Here is a 22399-nt window from a genome sequence, read left to right on the forward strand (position 1 = left end):
AGTCAGCACAAACATTCAAGCAGGCTCACTAGGGCTTCCAACACCTCCAGAAATAATGGAGTTTGCAACGATGTTAATAGACTACTCAATCATACTAGGGTTAGCAATAGGGTCGGTATGGCTAGTAATAAGCCGACTGTATTACTTTCACCCCAAAAAGAATCAGCATCAAAAAGCAATGGACGCTTTCAGCAACACAGTAAAAGGAATGGCACAAATAATCATCACACCGACCATCATAAGGATCATCTTGACATTAGCAACCATTTTACTAGGCGGTTCACCAGCATTTCATCTTCCTTTCTAAACATAGTTAAAAAGTTAACTATACCCGCAGCAGTCTTCTCAACTGCTTTTCTTGCGACAGGGTTTAACCATGCACATGCAGAGACAAAGAAGACATTATGGGGTTCACTATGGGAAAGAGGAAATATTGAAAATAACCCCTATACTAACTCAGGAACATTTGAGGGAGCTTCGTTTGGAAATAACTATACAAAAGCAATTGAACTATGGAATGAAATAGGGGAGAAAGTTAAGGTTGTTTTAGATTGGATTAACAATATCAATGAAAATGTTTCTGCTTTATCAGTCAACTTATTAGCTTGGTGTTATGAAACGATTTCAAGTATTGTGCTACAAGTACCTGCCTTTCTTTTTACAAGCGACATATTTAAAGAGAACATGATGAATCTTTCTTTTGTGTCGATGGGATTAGTGACCGTAGCTTTTACTTATAACTCAGTGAAGCAAATGTTTGATCTTAAATCTGAGGGTGGTAGATCAAGTAAAATAAAATATGATAAGTTTTCTGATTTAGTAAAGCGACTAGGTGTAGTGGTTGCAGCTATGGGATTTGCACCATTTGTTTTAGAAAAGGTATTCACATCCGTCAATATGCTATCAAAGCTCATTGCTAAGTTGGGTGCTACGGGTATGTCAATAGGAGAAATAGTTCCCGCTTCTACTTCATCGGGCTTTGATGTTCTAGCTTTAATACTTTTTGATATCTTGCTCATAGGTACCCTTATACCTGTAGCGCTGCAGAATGGCAGAAGATGGTTTGATTTGTTTGTGCTGTCTGCACTTACTCCAGTTGCTTTAAGTGCTTGGATATTCTCAGACACTCGCAAATACTTTACATTATGGTTAAGATCTATTCAAACCTTATGCACTGTGCAGCTTGTGTACGCTTCGTTTATCACATTCATAGGCTTACTCATATTCTTAACAAGATCAGCAACAGGTGGAATGGAAATGGTATTTAGATTGCTTATTGTAGCTGGAGGCTTATACCGAATGGCAAACCCTCCTGCATTTGTTCAAAGAATGTTAGATAGTAATCAAGGGAATATCTTTGATGTACTTAAAGGATTTAAAACAATGTTTAGCTTGAAATCACTTAACCTTGCTAAGCCTTGGTCACTTGCTAAGCGAATAGGTAAAATTAAATAAAATTATGGATGTGATTATATGATAAAAAGAATACTAGAAAGCTTTCATGATTCAGATGAAGAGCGCTATCAGTATCAGGATTTCTTACTAAAAGATTTTGAAAGGGTTCTTGAAAACAATTATCTAGAACTCTCATATGTCACAGCACTATGGAAATTTACTCAGGATGAAAATAAATGCTATCTACACGCCCCTAACTTTTGGAAGAAACGAGGATATAAGCCTGTTACAAATGGGGTGTCAGTAAAGGCGAGTAGATGGTATCGTCTAGGGTTAATAAAAGATTCCTTTTATCCTATTGGAGTAGGTGAAGGATTCTCATTCATCTCATCTTTATTAGGTAATAAACATCTTCTTAGTGGCGATGATGAGATTATTTTGAAGATTAATCTTAAAAAACGTGTGGGTGGTTGGCGAAGTGAGGAATTAGAGAAGTATCAACACTTTCTAAATGGCAATGCTCTTGCTGTTGAAAATAAGACAGTGCGTAAGTTTGCACAGCTATTGAAGAGAGGAGAAGATGCCAATGATAATATCTACACTAACTTAGAAGACATTGAACAGAAAATAATATCCGATCAGTTTCAGTTTGAATGTTTAATAGGCGTAACTAGTGAATCTAATGATCAATTAAAGACATTGCTTAGCCTAATCAATAAATGTGTAAATGATTTAGCTGGACTGAATCGCTTTGATCTAGTTAGAGCAACCAATCATTCTGAGCCTTTCTATAATAAAGAATATCTATGTAAGCAGGAGATACTTTCTTTAACTAGTGTAAATGATTCATACGAAATTACAAATGACCTGATTCCTCAAGCTCCTGTTGTGAGTGGATCATATGTTTCTGAATCAACAAGTGACTCTATATTTGAATTACTCCCCCGAATAGAAGTCACAAATGATTCTAATGAGCACTCTGACATTTCTAAAAGGATTATAGCTGCTTTAAAAAGAGTGGGTGTAATAAAAGGGAAAGGAATGAAGCTAGATAGTGAATTAAGCGGATTAAGCTTTATTCGATGTCAGTATACAATACCAGAAAACTTGGTGTTCACTAAAATATTTGAGAAGAATAAGGATTTGCGGGTGGCGTTAGGTGTACCATCTTTGACAATTGAACAGGGAGATAAGCCTGATACAATTGCATTCTTAATACCAAAGGAGGATAGAAAACCGTTATACTTAGGCAATATTCTAAGCAGTCCAAGTAACTTATCTTCACTTTCTAAATTGGATATACCTTTTTTCATTGGTTTAGATCCATTAGGCGAACCAATCTTTATGTGCCTATCAGATATTAAACATTTGTTAGTTGCAGGTCAGACAGGAGGAGGAAAGTCTGTTTGGTTGAATCAAGCGATTCTTACTATGCTGTTAATGATGACACCAGAAGAGCTTGAGCTGTATCTAATTGATCCAAAGAAAGTAGAGTTTAGCCAATTCAAGCAGTTTGAGCAAGTGAAGATAGTTGAAACAGATGCTGAGAAATCAGTCTCTATCTTGGCTAATTTAATCAATATTATGGAAGAGAGATATGAGTTATTATCTAATGCTAATGCTAAGTCATTGAAAGATTACAATGCCAAATCAAACAATAAATTACCTTATATTGTAGTTGTAGTAGATGAGTTTGCAGATTTAAGGATGTCTAACAAGGTAGTAGTTGAACACATAGCCTCTTTAAGTCAGAAGGCTCGTGGAGCAGGTATCCATTTAATTATTGCTACTCAAAGACCTGACGTTAAGATAATTGATGGCTTCATCAAAGATAATCTTCCTTCTAAGATATGCTTTAGATTAGGTTCTAATAAAGCTTATTCTACCGTATTTGGAACGGGTATACCTTTTGAGTTGCTAGGTAAGGGACATGGAGCAATGAAAATAGAGGGTCAATTAAAGGAGTTTGAGCAATTTCAGAGTGCGGCTATATCACTTGATAGCAAGGAAGAAGAAAAAGCTTATGAAAGAATAGCAAACTACTTGAAGCGAAATGGGCATAAGAAAGAATCAATAGTAGACACTGATGAATCAATAGAACAAGAGAGCGATCTCGACAGGCTAAAGAAGATTATTGCCTCTACAGGTGAAACCAGAGTAACTACTTTACGCAAAGAGTTAGGTATACGTGGTGATAAGGTGCAAGAGTTAATGCAAGAGCTAGTAGTAGAAGGATGGCTGCATAAACACGAGTCACGCAACAAAGGATATGAGCTAATAGCAATAGATGAAGAACTAGATAAATGGAGGGAGTGACACATACATAGTCGCTTCCTTCTCCAATTAATAAAATAAATTAAAATAAATAGTTGACGTATTAACTAGTTTATATTATTCTATTATTAACTTATTAATAAAGGAGGAGAGAAGTTGAGAGGGAAACAACTTAAAATTTTACGCATTCAGCATGACATAAAGGCAAAAGACATTGCATTGGCACTAGGGGTGAGCAAAGCGTACATAAGCATCCTAGAGAACGAAGTGCAGCAAATACCTAAACATATCTACGAGAAGTGGACTACATACATAGAAACTGTCAGCAATAACATTACAATAAATTAAAATGATAAGGGGTTGTTAGTTTGAACGAGACTATTAGTTTAAGAGTAGAGGTAGCGAAAGAGATTAGATACTTCGATAACGGATTTGGTATTTATAGCTTTTATCCATTAAGCAATCATAGCTCTGTAAAGATCAATAAGTCATACGGGAACTTCTCGGTAAAAGGAAATACATTTCAATTGGCTGAAGGAATGGAGTATGAGATTGAAATCACACCAACTGAATTTCACCCTCAGTATGGTCAGGGATATGAATTTGTATCAGTAAAGCAAGACAGACCAACATCTGCACAAGAGCAGCAAGTGTATATAAAGACACTTCTAACGGATACTCAGGCAAGAGCTATCATTGATAAGTACCCTAATGATAAGATTCTCGATTTAATGAGAGAAGATAAGTTTGATTACAGTGACATTAAAGGAATTGGAAAGAAAACGTATGTGAAAATCAAAAAGCACCTTCTAGACAATCTTGATATTCAAGAAGCTATTATTGAGCTTAAAGATTTAAAGATTAGCTTCCCTGCTATGAAGAAACTAATTGATCACTACGGTTCAGCAGAAATGGCTGTACAGAAGATTAAAGAGAATATCTACAACCTATGTAGCGTATCTAACTTTGGCTTTAAGACAGTGGATAAGTTTGCTATGAATAGAGGCGACAGTAAAGAAAGTAGAAATAGAATTCTTGCTGGCTTAACTTTTCTACTCGCACAAGAGGAATCAAACGGTCATTGTTGGATGAGTAAGTTTACATTAATGGAGAAAGCAAGAGAACTGTTAGAGATTTCAAGAACGATTATCGAGGACAATATTGATAGCTTACCTGAAAAAGCTTTTTATGTAGAAGGTGATACTGTAGCAAGAAGGGTTGCTTACAATACTGAGAAAAATATCATGAAGAAGTTAATTGAATTGCGAGATGCTGAAAGTAAGATTGATGTGAAGTATGATGAGGAAAAAGTAAAAGAATTAGAAAAAGAACAGGGATTTGAATACTCAGATGAGCAACGAGAAGCAATTAAGTTGGCTATGGAGAATAATGTTTTAGTTATTAATGGTAAGGCAGGTGCAGGTAAGACAACAGTGCTTAAAGGTATTGTAAAGTTACTTGATCAGTATAATCATGCTGCTTGTGCATTATCTGGAAAAGCAAGTAAAGTTCTTTCAGAAAATGGATTACAGGGTAGTACGATACATAGATTATTGGGAATTGAATCAGATGGCTTTAAATACAATGAGGATAATCCTCTTCCTAAGCATATCTTGTTTATTGATGAAACGAGTATGATTAATATCTATCTCTTCTTTGACATTCTCAGAGCAGTAGAGAATGGATATAAGCTTATTATCGTAGGAGATGATGGTCAGCTCAGTTCAATTGGCTCAGGTGCTGTATTAAGGGATTTACTTGCTTCTGACTTACTTCCTACGATTGAGTTAACTAAAGTACAACGTCAAGCAGAGAAGTCAGGCATCCTTTCTATTGCTAATAAGATTCGTGAGGGCGAACAGATTATCAAAAGTGGTGACTATGGTAAAAAGGTGTTTGGTGAACTGAAGGATCTGCTGGTCATTCCAATGGAACATAAGGAGCAAATTATTGATTTGACGATTGATATTGCAAAGAGGAAATTTATCAATAAAGACTTGCATGAGTTTCAATTCATTACTGGAAGGAAGCAAGGTGGAGATATAAGCGTATACGAGCTTAATAACGCCTTACAGAAGGTCTTTAATGAGAAGAAGGGTAAACCTATTGAGAAGAATAAATACTCGTTCTATGAGGGCGACAAGGTTATCCAATGTGGAAATAACTATGATGTAGATGGAACAGGTGTAAATGTCTTTAATGGAACAATTGGAATCATTGAGAAGATTGAACATGGAGTAACTGATATTGATAAAAAGAAGAAGAACTTTATCCATATTCAGTTTGAAGGAATTGAAGAACCAGTTGTTTACACTGAGGATGATATGATTATGATTGAGTTGGCTTATGCGATATCAACACATCGTAGTCAAGGTAGTACCATTCCATACGTCATCTTTGTGTTTGACTATGCTTCATATATGCTACTGAGCAAACAGTTCTGTTATACGGGGATTACAAGAGCTAAGAAGGGTGCTGTAATGATTTGTGAGTTAAGTGCCTTACGCCATGCAATTAAAACTGATGTAAGTGATATGAGAAGAACGTTCTTGAGTGAGTTGTTATAATTAATTAAAATTATTTTATAATTAAGGGTGATTGTTTTGAAACTTATGCTAGACACTAAGGAATACAAAAGCAAGCCAGTATCAGCAGGTGAGGTTACGAGTAGGGTTGTAAGATACCCTACTGACCTTTCTCCTGAATCTTTGGCTAATGAAATAGTTAAAGGTAAAAGTTTCGTAGCTGGATATTTAAATAATAAAGTGAACGGTAAGATTAAGAGACGTGTTGACTGTTGGACTTCGCAGCAAATTATTTGTATGGATTTTGATGATAACTACAGAATTGAAGAAGCCATTAATGACTTTAAGGATATTGGAATGTTTATCTATAAGACTTTTAATCACACTGATGAACACCATAAGATTAGAGTTGTATTGGCTTTAGATAAACCTGTAACTAATTACAATCAATTTTATAGACTGATGAATGAATTACATAAACTCTATCCTCAATGTGATCAAAGTTGTAAAGATGGTAGTAGACTATTCTACGGAGGTAAAGAGTGTATTATTTTAAATTATAATAATAGAATTAAACTTGAAGATTACATTGATACCTCTATTGATTATTCTTCTATTAAAACAACCGCTAATACTACTAAAAGTAACAATACTAATACTAAACAAGTCAATATTACAAGCAGTCAAGTACAGGTGGTTACTAGTGTTTTAAATAATATACTCCCTTGTAACCACCACAACTTGAATATGATAAAACTCATTAAAAATAAGGATATTGAAGCATTACAGAGAATTTTAAGTCCAAGTCCAGTTGTATTTTACACTTACACAGAAGTATATGATTATATTAAGCAGCAAGATTTGAGATTACTGTTGGGATTAGGGGAGGGTAGCTGCTCTTGTTTATTTCATGAAGATAGCAACCCTAGTGCTAACATCTTCTATGGTGATGAAGTGCAAGGGTACATATATAAATGCTTTAGTGAGAAATGTACATTTAAAACAGGCACAATAAGAAAAGTCATTGAAAGGATTCTTGGCTGCAATAAAGTAGAAGGTTTGAATTTCTTGATGAAACTCTATAGAATTGAATTGAAGGAAACTGATTGGCAGAAAGAACAAAGAAGAATCATTGATGAAAACATTCGATACTTAATGAGCATTGATTTACAAGAAGAATATCCAGAGTTATACATAAGAATTAAAAGATATTTAGGTGATCTGACCATATTGCATAATATTGCAAAAGAGAATCTTCCTGCTGAACACTATAGCGATGAGAAAATTGAGTACTTGTTTTATGCTAGTGTGAGACATATAGCAAACATTAAAGGCATTAAAAATATAAAAAGAGTTAATGATATTGTATCTTTGTTTGCTTATTTAGGATTGATATTTAAGAAAACGAAAGATGATATGCCACAGAGAATGATTGAAGATGTATCGAAAGTAATGAGTGATAAAAAATCTGATAAGTTAACGTTCTTTGCTTTACCGTCATACTCACATGAGATTATGACATTTGGTGAGGAAAAAGCTGTAGAGTTCAAAGAAAAACATTTCTCGATGAAAGGATGGTCTAGAGAGATGCTTCTAAGATCACTAGGTGATGAAGAGGCAAATAGAGTATATCCATTGCAAAAAGGTAAGCAGCTATCTAAACAGAGTGAGTGCAATGTGAGTAAATTGGAGACGTATTGTTTAGACTTACTTAATGAAAATGGATGGATTATTGAAAGTGAAATCGTTAATAATGTTGTTCTGAGCTTTGGTGGTAAAGAGTATAAGAAAATACAAATTAAGAAAATGCTTGGGGAGTTTATTGATAAGTACGATTTAAAAAGAAGTAGATTAAATAAGAAGATAAAAAATCTTCTCAATGTAGAGTATGAGGGTTCACCATTTATTATATATAAGTAAATTAAAATTATTAATTCAATACATACCTTAGAGACGTGTAACTAGCGTCTCTTTTTTGTGTTCTATTTTATATAGGGTAGTAGTGTATGTGAGTAGGGATACGTTTAAATTGTAAAATAAGCCCCCTCTATATGGATAGCTGCTTATATATATGGATGATGTGTTAGACGTAGAGGTATGAGTAAAGTGATTGATCTGTGAGTAGTGTGCCAGTCGAAAGTGTGTGATCAGATGAGTGAGTTGAGTGATTAATAGTAGATACGATAAGGGTTATGTGAGGATTAAAGTGTGAGTAGAGTGAGATATATGAAGAGAGGAAAACAGGTGTCGTATTTGAGGGTGTAAAGTGAGTAAAGAGTAGATAAGATGGGAGATATGTGAGGATTAGGAGGGTAAGATGATCGAAAAGAGTAGATGGGATAAGGGGTTGAGTAGGATGAGAGTGGAAAAAGGGGTGATTTAGGGTAAAGTGGGGAGAGAGAATAGTGAGGGGAATGGGGATATTTTCGAGAGAAAGTCGAGAGGGGAATTATCGAGTGGAAAATTAAAGTGAGTGGACGGATAAATGTGTTTGGCACATAGAAAACCTAGTGTCAAGTCCATTTAACGTTAATTATGCCCCTCCTATATAAATTTATCACTATATAATTAGAGTTATGTAGTGATATAACCTTCTTTATTATTTTATTTTATTAAGACTATATAATTTTGTATTATGTAGTGATGAATCCGACCAATTGAATCAAAATGAAAAATTTAAATGAACGAAAAAAGATAGAATTATAATTGCAGCCGAGACCACTATACCACTGTACTAATGAACTAGTACACTGATATCGGCAAGGGTAACAGGCGGTTAAAGTTATAAGACTTACCTTTCTTCTCCTCACTCCTTCCTTACACTCACCAACTCACACTCCTTCTTTCCTTATCTCCTCTTATCTCATCCTCACTTGTCACCAAACCAAACCACACAGCCCAAACCAACTCATTCCCTCACACTATCCTATCTCCTCACACTATCCTATCTCCTCACACTCACACTATCCACCCTTACCTCACACTATCCACTGTCCATCTATCCATCCATCCATTCCTTATCCATTGTCCCAACAAACTCAACTCAACTCACATCATCCTCACACTATTATACATCTATCATATATCCACTCACTTCCCACAACTCTGATCAATCCATCATCCAAACCATTCACAAACTCACCAACCAAACGAACCCGAACAAACCAAACCGAACTACACACTCTATCACATACTAATATACATACTCATATATATTACTCTTACACTATCCATCACTTGCTTATCACTTGTCACACTTTAACCTCTAACATATCACACTCTTATACCTTCTTATCTCCTTATCTTATCCTTATATCCATCTATCCTTATACTTCCCTTATACATCTATTACCTTTATATATCCTCTTATACTATACTTACTATCTATTACTATACATACTCTTCACACTTACCATACTATCCACTAAGCAACCTTACAAGGCTATACAGAGCCATACACATTCTATACAACTCTAACACCAAACAATAAATAAACCTTTACAATAATTAAAAATTAATATACAATAGATAATGATACACATATACTATCATATCTCTTCACTATGTATTACGTATCACACTACATATCTACATATCAAAAGGAGGAAATACAATGCAAAAGAATAAATTTTATTTCTGTTATTCACCAGTACAACACAAGTATTTACACAATAAGAAAGGACTAGCATACATATGCTCTGCTTTACATGAAACAACTCATAATAAGTTTTGGTTATATGAAAACAATGATACATTATCAAAAGCATTAGAGGATTATAGAGAGCATATGTCATTTCTTAATAATTAGTTATCTAGCTTAACTTATACTTGTATCTGTTTACTAATGAACGTTATTTAAAGGAGTTGTATACCATTAATAATATTGATAAATCTATTCTTACTGCAATACAGATGCACACACAAGAAGAGGCTGCAAAGTCTGTTATTGATACGCTTGATAGTATGGGAGTAAATACCGAGAATTTAGGCGTAAGCTTATACATACAAGATAAATCAAAGGTTAAATGGAAAACTAAAACTCACTTTGTAAAAATCTTTTCAGGGGAGTTGAAACGCTTGAGACGTAATAATATTATTGACTATGAATCATTGGGCTTACTGACAGAATTAAGCGCATATATGGACTTTCAAGGCTGTTATTTAAGAAATGATGATGGCTCTTATATGTCCCAAAAAGATATAATTAATCTCACTGGTTGGGCTAGATCAAAGGTAAGTAACGTCCTTACGGACTTAATTAAAAAAGAATTGTTGCTTTTTACGACCCAAAAAGAAGATAAGAGAAAGAAAAGATATTTCTTGAATCCGAATCTTTTTTATATTGGTAATGAGATACATAAAGATATTAAAAATTATTACACTCATAAAGATAAAGAAGAGTTATAATATTATCGTATTGTTTAAACTGTATAGATACTATAGATAACTTTTTTGCTGAAATGAGCTAAAAACCTAGTTATAATAAGCCTGAATGTGAAAATAATATGTCCTCAAATTAGTACATATCTATAAATGAGTGAATAAAAATCCCTTTATAATCCATACCCTTAAAAATAATATGTCCTTAGATTAGGACATATTATTTTATCTTCCTATTCTCTTCAATCCCTTATAAATCAACCTTTCCACTAACATTCCACTATTCACACTAAGCAACCAACACAAATAAATAATCATTAAAGATGATTAAAATAATATTTGTATTTATTGTTCTAATGTGTTAGAATTACTTATATAATAATAAAAACAAATTCTTGGAGGTTTTCAATATGACTATTTGTACTCGTTGCGGTTCTTCTCTAAAAAATCCGGTAAACTTTGAAGGTAAAGCATATGGCTCTGATTGTGTGCAAGTTGTAAGCGGCTTAAAACGATGGGAAGTAGATTCAGCAGGCAACGATCTAGACAGTTATATCATCAAGAAAGCAGCAAGAATCAAAAAAGCTCAAGATGAACACAAAGCAGCAACTGAAAAAGCGGCATATTACACTGATAAAAATAATTGGTTAATGAGTGTTCTTGAAAGCATGGCAGATCCTTCAAAAGTAAATTATAATACGTTTGCGGCTGATATCTTGCGCTTACTATATACTAGAGAAGTTAAAGAGCTATCAGAAAAACAACTTTTAATTTTAGAGGATATGTTTGCAAGTGGTCAAAGTGGAATCGAAGAAGGAAAGGTAAGGTTAAGTTTTCTATTAGCTTGCGAACTATATGATATTAATGATAAAGCAGTACAAGAAGAAGCAAAAATTTTCATCTTATCGTATGCAACCTTACAAGAATTAAAAGGACTATGCAAAGAAAATAAAATCAAAGGATATAGCAAGTTGAAGCGTGAAGAACTTGAAGAGTTATTAGTAAATCATATTGAATTATAAAGGCTGGTTCTCACCAGTCTTTTCTTTTTTATATAATTAATACAATAAATAAAAATAATCCTTTACAATACACATTAAACTGTGGTATTATTTTCTTGTAAGGGAATTACCTACTTTTCACCAACAAATCACATTCTAACTCATTAGAATAAACGGAGGTTTTCACAATGACAAACATTCAAAACGTTATCAACTCAACTCTAAAAGCAGCTTTCTCTAATGATCTTTTATTCTTCACTTACTTACTAGTTGCATTGTTCGTTGTTCCTTATCTAGTTATTGCATTCGTTGCAATGTCTCCTATTGCTTTAGCGGTTGCTATGGGATCTCCTTCACTTGGTATTTTAATCCTTATCATTGTTAAAAATTACGTTGATGAACTTCAATTCAAAACAAATTAAAATTTATCAAACTTATCTAAAGGAGGCTATTGCCATGAAAAAGATTGTATTCTATGCGCTTGCTAAACATGTGACAGAAGGTAAAAAGGATATTGTGAAAGCTCTGAATGATCGTCAATGTGATACATCAAGCCTATACCGAGAAGCAAAGCACATGAGCAAGTCAAAAGGCTATGAGCTTACATACAAGGAGTTTAAAAGCCTTTTGAAAAGTCTTGTTTCTGCTAAACTGGTATGTTTCAACGTAGAAGAATACTTTTACAATGGTAAGCAAAAAGCCTTTAGATACTCTTTCACTAAAAAGGGTATTCAAGTATTATTAAAGGAAGTTAAAAAGGATAAAAAGCAGCTTTCTAATTAATCAATTAATCATCTAAAACTAAACAAAACGGAGGTTATCACATGAATTTATCAACGTTATCAAATCAGCTTAAAGCAGGGGAGAAAATAGGAAAAAGAATTGAATCCATCCAATATACTAATAATTGTTATGTGTGGTCTGTAAGAGGCTTTAATGATGTAATCATACATGACTATAAGGAAGCGCTTGATGTTGCTAGAATGCTTACAGAGGCTTAAATAATAGCCTCTTAGCTTCCTTTCAATCTTTAACCAGTAACCAATAAAAGAATTTAAACTAATTCAACTCAAAAGGGGATAAATTAAAATGTTAAAATCTAAACTTATCAAATCAATCAAATCAATCGCTTTAGCTATTATAACCGTTTCAACTCTTTTCACTCTATCAGCTTGTAACCAGTCACAAACCGAGCAATTAAACCTTGAACAACTTGCAGCATGCGAGGAATGCTATGTAATCAGTCATATAGAAGATAATACAATTAAACTCACTGACTCATATGACACGCTCACTATTAACGCTCACGAGCTTGTAAACACTGATTTAAGCGGTTTGAAGTATAATAATATGGTTTACTACTTATATCAAGATGGTTCAATGATTAAGCCATATGAAGCCGTTACAATCTATTCAGCTTCTATTGATCAAATTGTTTCAACTGACCAAACAATCGAATATTATGCAAGCAACGAACAAGACGGTTTTTATTTCACTTCTACCGAGCTTCTAACCAGTGATAAGGATATAAATATAAGTGATGATGTATTACTTTACTTTCATACCGATAATACTATTGATGGATTAATAAGAGTTTATAAAGGTAATTAAAATATAAAAGGAGCTTACCCTATGCCTAAATCAATCAACTTTGATCAATTGTCTCTACGTGCTATTGAATTAAAACTAGACATTCAATCATTCAACAATACTTATCATTATAATCAAACTAAATCATTTTCTAATTGGTCTCAAGTTGCCGACTTCCTTCACACGGAACGCAATAAAGAACTATCTTATATCTTTGTTGCTGGTTATACTCTTAATAAGGGTAAAATTACGTTGTATTACTCTATAGGGGAAATTTACACGTATTAGGCTACAATTGTATTACCATCTTTTAAAACGCTTAAATGAGCCATTTAGAAGGGTTTAAAGGGATTCATTAAAACAATAAAATTAATAAAAATAAATTTAATAAAATACTTGATTTATTAGAATCTAACATGTTAGAATAAAGATAGTTAAAAAAGCGAAAACGAAATAATAAAGATAAAATCATTGGAAGGGCGTGTTTAAAATTAAGAACTTTAACGATATTAAAGAACAGGTGAAAGCTACCGATATTACAACTTACTATACTATGGAGATGGTCGGAAAGTTAATGGCTAGAAGAGACCAATTGAAAATAGGTATTGATGAATTATCTGTGATGTCTGGTGTTTCTGCTAGTCTAATAAATTTAATTGAGGATGGAGAAGCTTTACCAACTTTAGAAGCTGTTATAAAATTAGCTCATGCATTAAAATTAAATATGAAATTAGAAAATCAATAGGAGGAATTACAATGAAAAATATTACATCTATCTTTAGTTACTTCAATAAAGAATATGGAGCTAACATGATCATAGGACAAAAGGAGTTTGAAGGCTTAGAATTAGAAGAGGTTAAAATTGAATCTAATAAGATCTTAGAATCTTTAAAGCTTATTAAAAGCGAACGAGTAAACTATATTTTACAAGTTGAAATTGACGGACAAAAGAGGATTTTATGTGATGGGATTGCTTAATGCGTCCCGTTGCATCCTTTAATTAAGTAAATAAAAATATTATTTAGGAGGATTTAAACATGTATGTTAAACAACTAAGCATGCAGCAACAAAGAGCCATAGCAAGAAAGATAAAAGCCCAATTAATAAAGCTGGGGCTTACTAAGGAGTAACGAAAAGAAGCTTTTAAAAATGCCATGAACTCAAAACTGTATGATCTTGATGAATTAATAAATATCAAACCATACCTATAATACACATAACAGATTTAATGAAATATCGCTGGGATTTTTTAAAAATTAATTAAAATAAAAAATGGAGTGATTTGAAATGACTGTAATGACAAAAGAAAAAATTATTCTTGACAATGAAATTGTAACTGAAAATTTTATTCATGTTGATTGTGATCATACACAGTTTTGTAAAATTGAAAGAATCAGCTTGCCAAACATTAAAGAACTAGAAAAGCAAGTCAAAGCATTTAGAAAAGAACTAAAAGAAAAAAAGGTAAAATTAAATAAAACAAATACCCTAAAACTACTTAAAGAAAAAGAAGAGTATAATGCAGCCGTAAAAGAATACAATGATACTTTTGATAAATTAGTCGACTCTTGGAAAATTAAGCTTGAAGATGGTTTATATGTTGGTTATAGTGATGATGAGCTTTACAACGAAACTTTAAAGCCTTTAGAATGGAAATTAGAAAAAATGTTTAATCGTTCTGAATTGCTTTATAATATTAAGAAAATTGAAAGTAATTTAAATCATATTAAACAAGAATTAAAATTCGGAACGGAATATATTTCAGTATCTATCTAAGAATAAAAAGTAATGGAGATGATTTTAATGGATAAGAATTCAAAGAACTATAATGATTTATTAAGATGGATTGTAAAAGATATTAAAGACCTGCCGAGAAGAGACAGAAAGACATTAAATGAAAGATACTTGCATGGATCTATAGGTACATTGGACATGTTTGGAGTGGTTACGACTCAAGAGGAGTTTAAAAGCTTTAAAAAGGACGTTGAAGAGCTTACAGGCATGGTTTTTAACTAGCCTGTAAGCATTCAATAACATATTAATTATGAAAAGGAGAATGATATAAAATGCTATCTGTCAATGATCATTTAAAATATTTAAAGAAAATGAAAGAAGTAACTGAAATAAATAGGGAAAGTATGAAACTAGAAAACATTGTAAAAGAAATAAAAAAAGACTAATTTTCATCCTATAAAATATTCATTTCAAGAGGAGTGTTATTAATGAAAAAGAATCTTATTAATTTAATTAATTACATGTTAGCGGAAGAATTAAGCGGTTTTAATAGCGTGACGGAAGAAAGCAGAAAAGAGCTTGCAGCGTTCATTGGTCTGTTTAGTGAAAAGGTTGATCTTCTTCTATATAAATTCTTTTTCATTAATAATAAGGTTGATAATGGAGGAGCACCAGTACTTAAGGAGATACTAAAAGAAATTAGTTAAAATAAATTAAAATTAACAGTATACAAATTAAATCTAATATGTTAGAATGAAGTTAGTTAAGAAATACGAATTCGGGAGCGAAAAAATGAAAACAATTAAAGAACTTAATCAAGGTGAATGCATCGTAGTAGCTGAGACACCATGCGGAACACTAAAAGAATATAAAGGGAGTTTTAACCAAGCTAAGCAAATTGTATTTATGTGTGTACCGCAAGAATACAAAATTCTAGGATATATTCAAAACTAATTAAAATAATTGGGGGCTATAAAATGAATTATACAATTGAAGAATGTAAAGAAATGATTGATCTAACTGAAAAAGCAATTGAAAAAGAAAAGCTGAATTTAATCAATGCGCAAAGTGAAGAGGAAAAGCAGCAAATTTTATTTAAAATTAAAATTGGTGAAATTGATATAAAATACTACAAAGCGAAAATTATTCAGCTAAGCAATTAGAATGAAACTTCTCTTTTATCGAATGTAGGAAATTAAAAATATAATTAAAAGGATGATGAAGAATGACAACTTATACTTTTGATAACATTGATGTATACAAAAAAGGAGATTTAAAAGGATATGTGCAAGGATTAATCACTTTCAGCTCTAATGAAACAGAATCAACTCATGAATTTTTATATAGAACGATGATGAAGCAAACGGGAAAAACTTTGAAATAGTATCAATTGATTATGGCTATAAGGTTACAGGTATTGAAAATCTATGGAGTGATATTGAAGATGATTTAAAGCAACTTACATTAGCTTCTTTTCGATAAATCAGTGATTTTAATTTAATAAAGATATTTAAAATTAATACTTGCAATGTATTTTCTAACATGCTAGAATGAGTATAACGAGCTAAGCAAGGCAGCAAACAAAATAAATCAATTTATGGGAGTGTGTCACATGGCAAAGATCACAAAGAAAGAATACAACCGTAGAAAGCAACTAATTTTAGATGAAATTAAAAATCAAAATGAGTTATTAGAAAGCTACGAAAAAGCAGCTAATGAAGATTTTGAAAAGGCACATGCTGAAATTGGCGACAAGTGGAATGAGGCTCATGATAAAATTTACGACTTAGAAAAAGAATTGAAATTCCTTGATGATGAATGGGACAAAAGAAACTGGTCACACCAAGATCATACCGAATGGGAATTAATCACTAATAACATTGATTAATAAAATTATTTAAAATTAATATTAAAAATTAAAGTCGTTCTATAGCTGTTTAACTGGTCGTGTAGCTATAGAACGAACAAAGAAGACTAATACCACAGGAGTGATTGAATATGTATACTACACAATTAGAAACGCCACTAAAAGCCATTGTAAGCAAGTTAGAAGCATATGCAGGGGAAAAGATAACTATCTTTAAATATAATGATTTTGGCTTCCCTATAGCCATACAAACGACTTTAAAAGAGTTATCAATACAACCATATGCACAATATCAAAATACGCTGAAAATCGTTCACAAGCCGAAAAGAAAGCGTAAATACTGGGGACATCGTTTTTATGAATCTGATCAACTAATTGTAGTAGAAGGATGGCACGATTTAGACACAAGATCAACACATGATACAATTGGCAGTAATCAAAACGCAGTTACTACACAATCAAAATATGCATGCTTTGATAAACAGTATATGAAAGATATTAATAAAACTTTAAACACTGGTATTATTGTAAAAATGAATGTTTAATCTTGCTTATCATTTCTTATATGTTAGAATTAATTAACAACCAGTCTAACATATAAGAAATGTATACAAAACGTGTACATGATACTTAATAAAGATATTTAAAATTAATTTTAAATAAATCTTGCATTTTATCGGATGAATAGAATATAATGGAATTAAGATAAAATTAAAAATTATTAAGGAGTTGATACATATGACTGAACAACAACTATATACTTTAGTGCATGAAGAGTTATATAAAACAGGCTCATGCGTCCCGAATGTATGGAGACTTTTGAAAATTGCAGACGGTGAAAGAGTTGCAATATTTGAAGCAATTCAACCAAGAAGAGGGAATATAAAAATAAGGCGAACAATAAAAAAGCAAAGAATTAATGATGAAGGAAAAGAAATTTGGTTATATAATCTTTATAGATTCACTAACAAAAAAGAATTAAAAGATGATGGATTATTAGAAGATGTGAGACCAGATCATGAGGAGGGTTAAAAATGAATGTATATGATGAATTAAAAGACCTATACAATTTTGATGAAATGGAAGAATATAAACCATCTCTAGTAAAAATATCTTATACGATTGATAATGTATTATATAATGGTCATTCTTTCACTACTCCAAGTGGCTTAAATGTATTCACATATAGAACTAAGGGAGCAATGGGGAATCATTGGAAATTGTACGATATTGATAATGGTAAGCATTTAATTTTTGGAGAGAAAACACGTAAACAAATAATAAAAAATGCTGAGTTATTATAAGGAGGTTGTAAGATGAATAAAAGAAGAAAGAGGGCAATTAATAAAGCTAAATTTTATATGGAAGTATACGAAAATAAAAAGTATTGGACTTGGAGATTTTCAAACATGAGTTATAAATAAAATACGCTTTTTAAATAATAACTAGCAGGAAATGAAAATTTTTAGTAATATTAAAATAAAGAAATTTTGGGAGGGTTCTACATGGATAAAGAATTGCTTATTGATCATTTGGAATCTCTAGACTTTAATGAGGGCTTTAAAATAAAATCAGAAACATTTTATTTTGGTGTAATGAGAGTAAATTTGTTTGACTCTGATTCAATAGTTTTTACAGTTTATGGAGGAGAATTAAAATCTTACTGGCTTGAAAATCATTCTTTTGAAGAAGTAGCGGACGAAATTGAAAAATATATAAATGGTTTTGACTACAAGGATTTTCAAAGAGGATTAATTCTTGAAGATTGTGTGATAGTTTAATACTTATTCCTTTCTAGCTTGCATGATCAAGCCATCGTGCAAGTCATGAAAACGAATAATACAATCAATTAAAATAATGGAGGTTGTTAAAATGAATGTAACCAGACTAGAAAAAGGCTTTTCAATCGTATCTGAGGAATTAGGGATTAATGCAACATATCATCTTGATAAAGTCAGTGGTAAGGGTTCTAGAAAGCATAAAGAGGACATCATAGCAGCCGTTGAGCTATTCGTTTCTAATGAGCAAAATAAAGCCAATGAAGAGAAGCAAGCTAAAGCTGAATCAGTTACTAAAAGGCAACCTCACGTTGAATTATTAGCGGTGTATGATGTACATATTACAAGCGGTTTAGATAGTCATGGTTATACAAATTACAATAAAACATCTTGGCAAGTTATGACAGGGGAACAACTAAACAAAGCTATTTCCCATTCTGAGGTTTTAGAATTCACCAAGCAAGAAAACGTTGAAGAGCGTTTATATAATCTTGGTACGTTCGGTAGTGAGTGGATTGATCAAATAGCGTCAGATAGCCGTTTTATGGTTGTTATGAATGGTGTTCATGTTACTGGTCTTTCTTTATTGGAAATGACTGCAGCGGGGAGAAGCTTCTATAAATTACATGAGAATAAACAATCAAAAGAGACATTTTTGAGCAATGCGGTTAAATTTTCAAATGGTAAAATTATTAATTTAACTCCTCTTCAGTCAGACAGGGATATTGAAAATATTGATATGGTTGAACGTGTGACAAATGAATTAAACAGAGCAAAAGAAACGGGCTTTACTTATGACAAAAAGCAAACATTAAACAACCTTAGAAAAAAGATGACCTATGATCTAATGAATGAATGCTATGTAAATTTAAACAGTGATGACCAGTCAGAGCTTTTAAAGTTGATTGAAGAGAATAGCACCAATGAAAAAGTATTTGATGATTATTTTAAGGATAAGGACGCTTTAAACAATCCGACTAAATATATCATTGAAACAGATAAGAAGCTGAGACAGGGTTTAAACCTACGCTATGCGAACGATATGAGCGACAAAGCAGAAACAGAGCTTGAACAATATCACATTGAATTGCAACAACTAGGGATGGATTATAAAGAAGATAATAAAAATGAATCAATTAAAGATGATCAGCTTTATAAAGTCATTGTAAGTATTGATAGAGATTCTAATGAGGTTGGGGAATTTGTAAAGGTTTTAGATGCTGAATCATACAAAGACCAGTTACACATGAATGAAGTAATTCAATTGATTGAAACTGTAAAACCGTATAACAGTAAAGTAAAAATATCGCTGGACGAATTCACCTTATCTGATCAGCAAGAAAAGTTTATCAATGAGCAACTAAGCAAGCCATATATAAAAGGTTTATCATTGCATCAAGATCAATTAAATGGAAATATTTATTTCACTTGTTGCAACCTAAATCATGATAACGCAGCTCCATTCACTTATAAAGTTGATCAGGCGGGAGATAAGCACAGTTTAGGCTATAACGTTACTTTAACAGACTATAAGCTATTACAATTCTTTGATGATCATTACAACGTCCTTGATGCTTCTGAACGATTTAAGAAGCGTAGAGAAGAAGTAGCAAAAGAAAACTATTTAAAATACTTTGACAAGGAAGTTAAACCATTCCTGACACATGATGAGATGGGGAAGTTGATTGAATTAGGGGATAATGTAGAATCATTTAATAGATATGTTAGCGAGTTAATCACTAAAGCACAGAAGAGGAAACAATTTATTAACTAATTAATCCACCTATAACAGAAATTAAAATAAATCGCTGGAGGTTTTTAAGATGATTAGAAAGTTTAAAGCATTGGATAGTACAGAAAGATTTATCGTTGTATTAGGGTTAGTGGTAATAGTGGGATTGTATGTGCAAGCAGCGTTTTTAGTATAACAGACAAGGTGAAAAATCGCTGAAAGTTATTTAAATAATTATTAAAATAAATAAAAATAATGGTATCAATTAATATGTAAGTGTGATATAATAGAAGAAACAGAAAAGTAAAAGCCATTCCAAGATAAGAGAAGGTGATCAGATGAGGCAGTCGAATAATAATTATAGTGATTTAATCTTGATCTTCGATAAGTATAATTTAAGTACGGCAGCAGTAGCTAACATGATTTATGAATCATATGACCGTTTTGAGAAGGATTTGCCTTATGATAAACATAGAGAGTTTGAAAATGATTTAATTCCTCTTATGGGAAGACAGGGAGGTTAAAGCATGCATTACTTAATTCAACAGGCAGAAGATTTAAAGCAGCAGATCAAGTTAAATGAAAAAGAGATTGATAATCCTGTGCTGGTCTTGAGTGTATATAGTGCATTGATTGATCTAACAGAGTATTTAAAGGAAGATAAACAATTAAAATGAAATTCTAATTTTATGTAGAAATATTATAAAAAATATTATAAGGAGATGGATGAAATGTCAGCAGTATTAAAATTAGTTGAAGAGACTAAAGAGGTTAGAGATAGTCTTGTGGAGAAGGTAGATGTACTAAGCAAGGTAAAACAATTATCATTATTGCCAGATGGTTCACACATGAATTTAAAGCAAGTTGCAGATTATTATAATGTGGACACAAGTACCATTAAAAATGTTATGAGTCGATATAAAACAGAATTTATGAGCGATGGAATAAGAGTGCTGAGAGGCGAGAAGTTCAGACAATACAAAGAGAGATATTTAAAATATAATTATGAATACAAGAAAGCACCGTCTATGACATTATTGACAAAAAAAGCAATCTTGAGAATGGGAATGTTACTGAGGGATAGCGAGGTTTCACAAAAGATTAGAGAGTACTTACTTAATGTAGAAAATGAATCGCATAATAGTGTTTCTAACAATGAAGTAAAATATAATGGATCATGGACAAAAGAATTAATTGAAGAGGTTTTATATAGCTTAAACATTAAATTTAAAGAAGAAAAACCATTAATTCAGTCAATATCAGAAGTTGCTGAGGAAATTAATTGCAAACCGACAACATTAATAACAAAATGGTATAAAAAAGATACTGAGGAGAATCCATCTCTTAAAACTCTATTTGCTACATATTCTGAAAAGAAGCCATCAGTTAAACGTAAAAAGGAAACAAAAGAAATTATAGAAGCAATTCCTAATGAAGAAGTGGTAAAGGTTAATAATACTATTGAAAGTGAAGAGAAGATAATCTTAGATAAAATGATGGGTCTTATGAAAGATCAGAATAGTAAAATGGAAGAAATGATGACAGAAGTTTATGAATTAAAGAAGAGTAATAAAAACTTGAATAGATTAAGTCAATTGCTAATCAACGATAATAAGATGCTATGGGATGTTTGTAATGGCATTGTTGAGAGTAACCAAGAAATTAAAGATCAATTAGTAGAAACTCAACAATCATTAAGCAGCTTCAAGGAAGAATACGAAAAACTAGGGACTGAAAATCTTGAAAAGTTAAAAAATAGAATTAAATTAGCACAAACCAAGATCAAGAAAGCCGAAAATGAAAATAGTGAATTATTGAAATTTATTGGTAAATCACATATGTTATCAAGCACCTATAATACAAATGAATCAACGGAAAGAAAAACTCCTCTTGAGCTTAAGATGGATCGAAATGGAAACTTAAACAGAATGTAAGCTATTATAAAATGCTGATTTTAAAGGAGTGATAACATGAAATGTATTTACTGCAAATCAAAGGTTGATATTGTAAATCAGAAGGCAGATGGATTGAAATCTGGTCTAATCCCTAGAGCAATTGTAAAAGAAAATAAGTTAATTAGGAATAAAAAAGACTTTGTAGTTTGCTTAGATTGCGTAGACCAT

The 22399-nt window shown here is 32.0% G+C and carries 29 protein-coding genes; all 29 read left to right on the forward strand.

Translation table 11 applies throughout. The features are described from left to right. The first annotated feature begins 117 nt into the window (after nt 1-117). Entirely contained in the window at nt 118-1455 is a 1338-nt protein-coding gene (locus PQ478_RS08605; protein ID WP_289236492.1) for a hypothetical protein, read from the forward strand. A gap of 18 nt (nt 1456-1473) precedes the next feature. Next, complete coding sequence (locus PQ478_RS08610) at nt 1474-3711, forward strand: FtsK/SpoIIIE domain-containing protein (protein WP_289236493.1); 2238 nt, start codon at nt 1474-1476, stop codon at nt 3709-3711. Between the two features lie 114 nt (nt 3712-3825). Beyond that, nucleotides 3826-4017 (forward strand): helix-turn-helix domain-containing protein, encoded by a 192-nt coding sequence (locus PQ478_RS08615; RefSeq protein WP_289236494.1) that lies wholly within the window; start codon nt 3826-3828, stop codon nt 4015-4017. A 20-nt stretch (nt 4018-4037) separates the two neighbouring features. Further along, nucleotides 4038-6236 (forward strand): ATP-dependent DNA helicase, encoded by a 2199-nt coding sequence (locus PQ478_RS08620; protein WP_289236495.1) that lies wholly within the window; start codon nt 4038-4040, stop codon nt 6234-6236. 36 nt (nt 6237-6272) lie between these two features. Continuing rightward, nucleotides 6273-8114 (forward strand): hypothetical protein, encoded by a 1842-nt coding sequence (locus PQ478_RS08625; RefSeq protein WP_289236496.1) that lies wholly within the window; start codon nt 6273-6275, stop codon nt 8112-8114. Between the two features lie 1693 nt (nt 8115-9807). Continuing rightward, on the forward strand, nt 9808-10002 hold the full coding sequence (locus tag PQ478_RS08630; RefSeq protein ID WP_289236497.1) for a hypothetical protein: 195 nt from the start codon (nt 9808-9810) through the stop codon (nt 10000-10002). Nucleotides 10003-10058: 56 nt separating this feature from the next. After that, nucleotides 10059-10601: a MarR family transcriptional regulator gene (locus PQ478_RS08635; RefSeq protein WP_289236498.1), complete on the forward strand. Its 543-nt coding sequence runs from the start codon at nt 10059-10061 to the stop codon at nt 10599-10601. A 383-nt stretch (nt 10602-10984) separates the two neighbouring features. Further along, nucleotides 10985-11596: a hypothetical protein gene (locus tag PQ478_RS08640; protein WP_289236499.1), complete on the forward strand. Its 612-nt coding sequence runs from the start codon at nt 10985-10987 to the stop codon at nt 11594-11596. A 167-nt stretch (nt 11597-11763) separates the two neighbouring features. Then, entirely contained in the window at nt 11764-11997 is a 234-nt protein-coding gene (locus PQ478_RS08645; protein ID WP_289236500.1) for a hypothetical protein, read from the forward strand. Nucleotides 11998-12031: 34 nt separating this feature from the next. Continuing rightward, nucleotides 12032-12358 carry a hypothetical protein gene (locus PQ478_RS08650; protein WP_289236501.1) on the forward strand — a complete coding sequence of 109 codons (327 nt, stop codon included), beginning with the start codon at nt 12032-12034 and terminating at the stop codon, nt 12356-12358. Between the two features lie 41 nt (nt 12359-12399). Beyond that, nucleotides 12400-12576, forward strand: coding sequence for a hypothetical protein (locus PQ478_RS08655; protein ID WP_289236502.1), 177 nt, complete (start codon nt 12400-12402; stop codon nt 12574-12576). Nucleotides 12577-12664: 88 nt separating this feature from the next. After that, nucleotides 12665-13186 (forward strand): hypothetical protein, encoded by a 522-nt coding sequence (locus tag PQ478_RS08660; RefSeq protein ID WP_289236503.1) that lies wholly within the window; start codon nt 12665-12667, stop codon nt 13184-13186. Between the two features lie 460 nt (nt 13187-13646). Continuing rightward, nucleotides 13647-13910: a helix-turn-helix domain-containing protein gene (locus tag PQ478_RS08665; protein WP_289236504.1), complete on the forward strand. Its 264-nt coding sequence runs from the start codon at nt 13647-13649 to the stop codon at nt 13908-13910. A gap of 11 nt (nt 13911-13921) precedes the next feature. Beyond that, a complete protein-coding gene (locus tag PQ478_RS08670; RefSeq protein ID WP_289236505.1) occupies nt 13922-14143 on the forward strand; it encodes a hypothetical protein in 222 nt (73 codons plus the stop codon). 309 nt (nt 14144-14452) lie between these two features. After that, nucleotides 14453-14941 carry a hypothetical protein gene (locus tag PQ478_RS08675; protein ID WP_289236506.1) on the forward strand — a complete coding sequence of 163 codons (489 nt, stop codon included), beginning with the start codon at nt 14453-14455 and terminating at the stop codon, nt 14939-14941. 27 nt (nt 14942-14968) lie between these two features. After that, nucleotides 14969-15181 carry a hypothetical protein gene (locus PQ478_RS08680; RefSeq protein ID WP_289236507.1) on the forward strand — a complete coding sequence of 71 codons (213 nt, stop codon included), beginning with the start codon at nt 14969-14971 and terminating at the stop codon, nt 15179-15181. 206 nt (nt 15182-15387) lie between these two features. Beyond that, on the forward strand, nt 15388-15606 hold the full coding sequence (locus PQ478_RS08685; RefSeq protein ID WP_289236508.1) for a hypothetical protein: 219 nt from the start codon (nt 15388-15390) through the stop codon (nt 15604-15606). Nucleotides 15607-15691: 85 nt separating this feature from the next. Further along, nucleotides 15692-15853: a hypothetical protein gene (locus PQ478_RS08690; protein ID WP_289236509.1), complete on the forward strand. Its 162-nt coding sequence runs from the start codon at nt 15692-15694 to the stop codon at nt 15851-15853. 23 nt (nt 15854-15876) lie between these two features. Beyond that, nucleotides 15877-16062, forward strand: a complete 186-nt coding sequence (locus tag PQ478_RS08695; protein WP_289236510.1) for a hypothetical protein — start codon at nt 15877-15879, stop codon at nt 16060-16062. Between the two features lie 62 nt (nt 16063-16124). Then, a complete protein-coding gene (locus tag PQ478_RS08700; RefSeq protein WP_289236511.1) occupies nt 16125-16283 on the forward strand; it encodes a hypothetical protein in 159 nt (52 codons plus the stop codon). A 228-nt stretch (nt 16284-16511) separates the two neighbouring features. Next, nucleotides 16512-16787, forward strand: a complete 276-nt coding sequence (locus PQ478_RS08705) for a hypothetical protein (RefSeq protein ID WP_289236512.1) — start codon at nt 16512-16514, stop codon at nt 16785-16787. 110 nt (nt 16788-16897) lie between these two features. Next, nucleotides 16898-17311 (forward strand): hypothetical protein, encoded by a 414-nt coding sequence (locus tag PQ478_RS08710; protein WP_289236513.1) that lies wholly within the window; start codon nt 16898-16900, stop codon nt 17309-17311. Between the two features lie 193 nt (nt 17312-17504). Next, nucleotides 17505-17798 (forward strand): hypothetical protein, encoded by a 294-nt coding sequence (locus PQ478_RS08715; protein WP_289236514.1) that lies wholly within the window; start codon nt 17505-17507, stop codon nt 17796-17798. Nucleotides 17799-17800: 2 nt separating this feature from the next. Next, the gene (locus tag PQ478_RS08720; protein ID WP_289236515.1) at nt 17801-18070 is read left to right on the forward strand and encodes a hypothetical protein; all 270 of its coding nucleotides are present in this window, start codon (nt 17801-17803) and stop codon (nt 18068-18070) included. A gap of 201 nt (nt 18071-18271) precedes the next feature. Beyond that, on the forward strand, nt 18272-18547 hold the full coding sequence (locus tag PQ478_RS08725) for a hypothetical protein (RefSeq protein WP_289236516.1): 276 nt from the start codon (nt 18272-18274) through the stop codon (nt 18545-18547). A gap of 91 nt (nt 18548-18638) precedes the next feature. After that, nucleotides 18639-20318: a hypothetical protein gene (locus tag PQ478_RS08730; RefSeq protein ID WP_289236517.1), complete on the forward strand. Its 1680-nt coding sequence runs from the start codon at nt 18639-18641 to the stop codon at nt 20316-20318. 296 nt (nt 20319-20614) lie between these two features. Then, entirely contained in the window at nt 20615-20800 is a 186-nt protein-coding gene (locus PQ478_RS08735; protein ID WP_289236518.1) for a hypothetical protein, read from the forward strand. A 3-nt stretch (nt 20801-20803) separates the two neighbouring features. After that, complete coding sequence (locus PQ478_RS08740) at nt 20804-20953, forward strand: hypothetical protein (protein WP_289236519.1); 150 nt, start codon at nt 20804-20806, stop codon at nt 20951-20953. 54 nt (nt 20954-21007) lie between these two features. Continuing rightward, nucleotides 21008-22210, forward strand: coding sequence for a hypothetical protein (locus tag PQ478_RS08745; protein WP_289236520.1), 1203 nt, complete (start codon nt 21008-21010; stop codon nt 22208-22210). Nucleotides 22211-22399: the final 189 nt, after the last annotated feature.

Origin of the sequence: Alkalihalophilus pseudofirmus (assembly GCF_029094545.1) — a bacterium.
GTDB lineage: Bacteria > Bacillota > Bacilli > Bacillales > Bacillaceae_D > Alkalihalophilus > Alkalihalophilus pseudofirmus.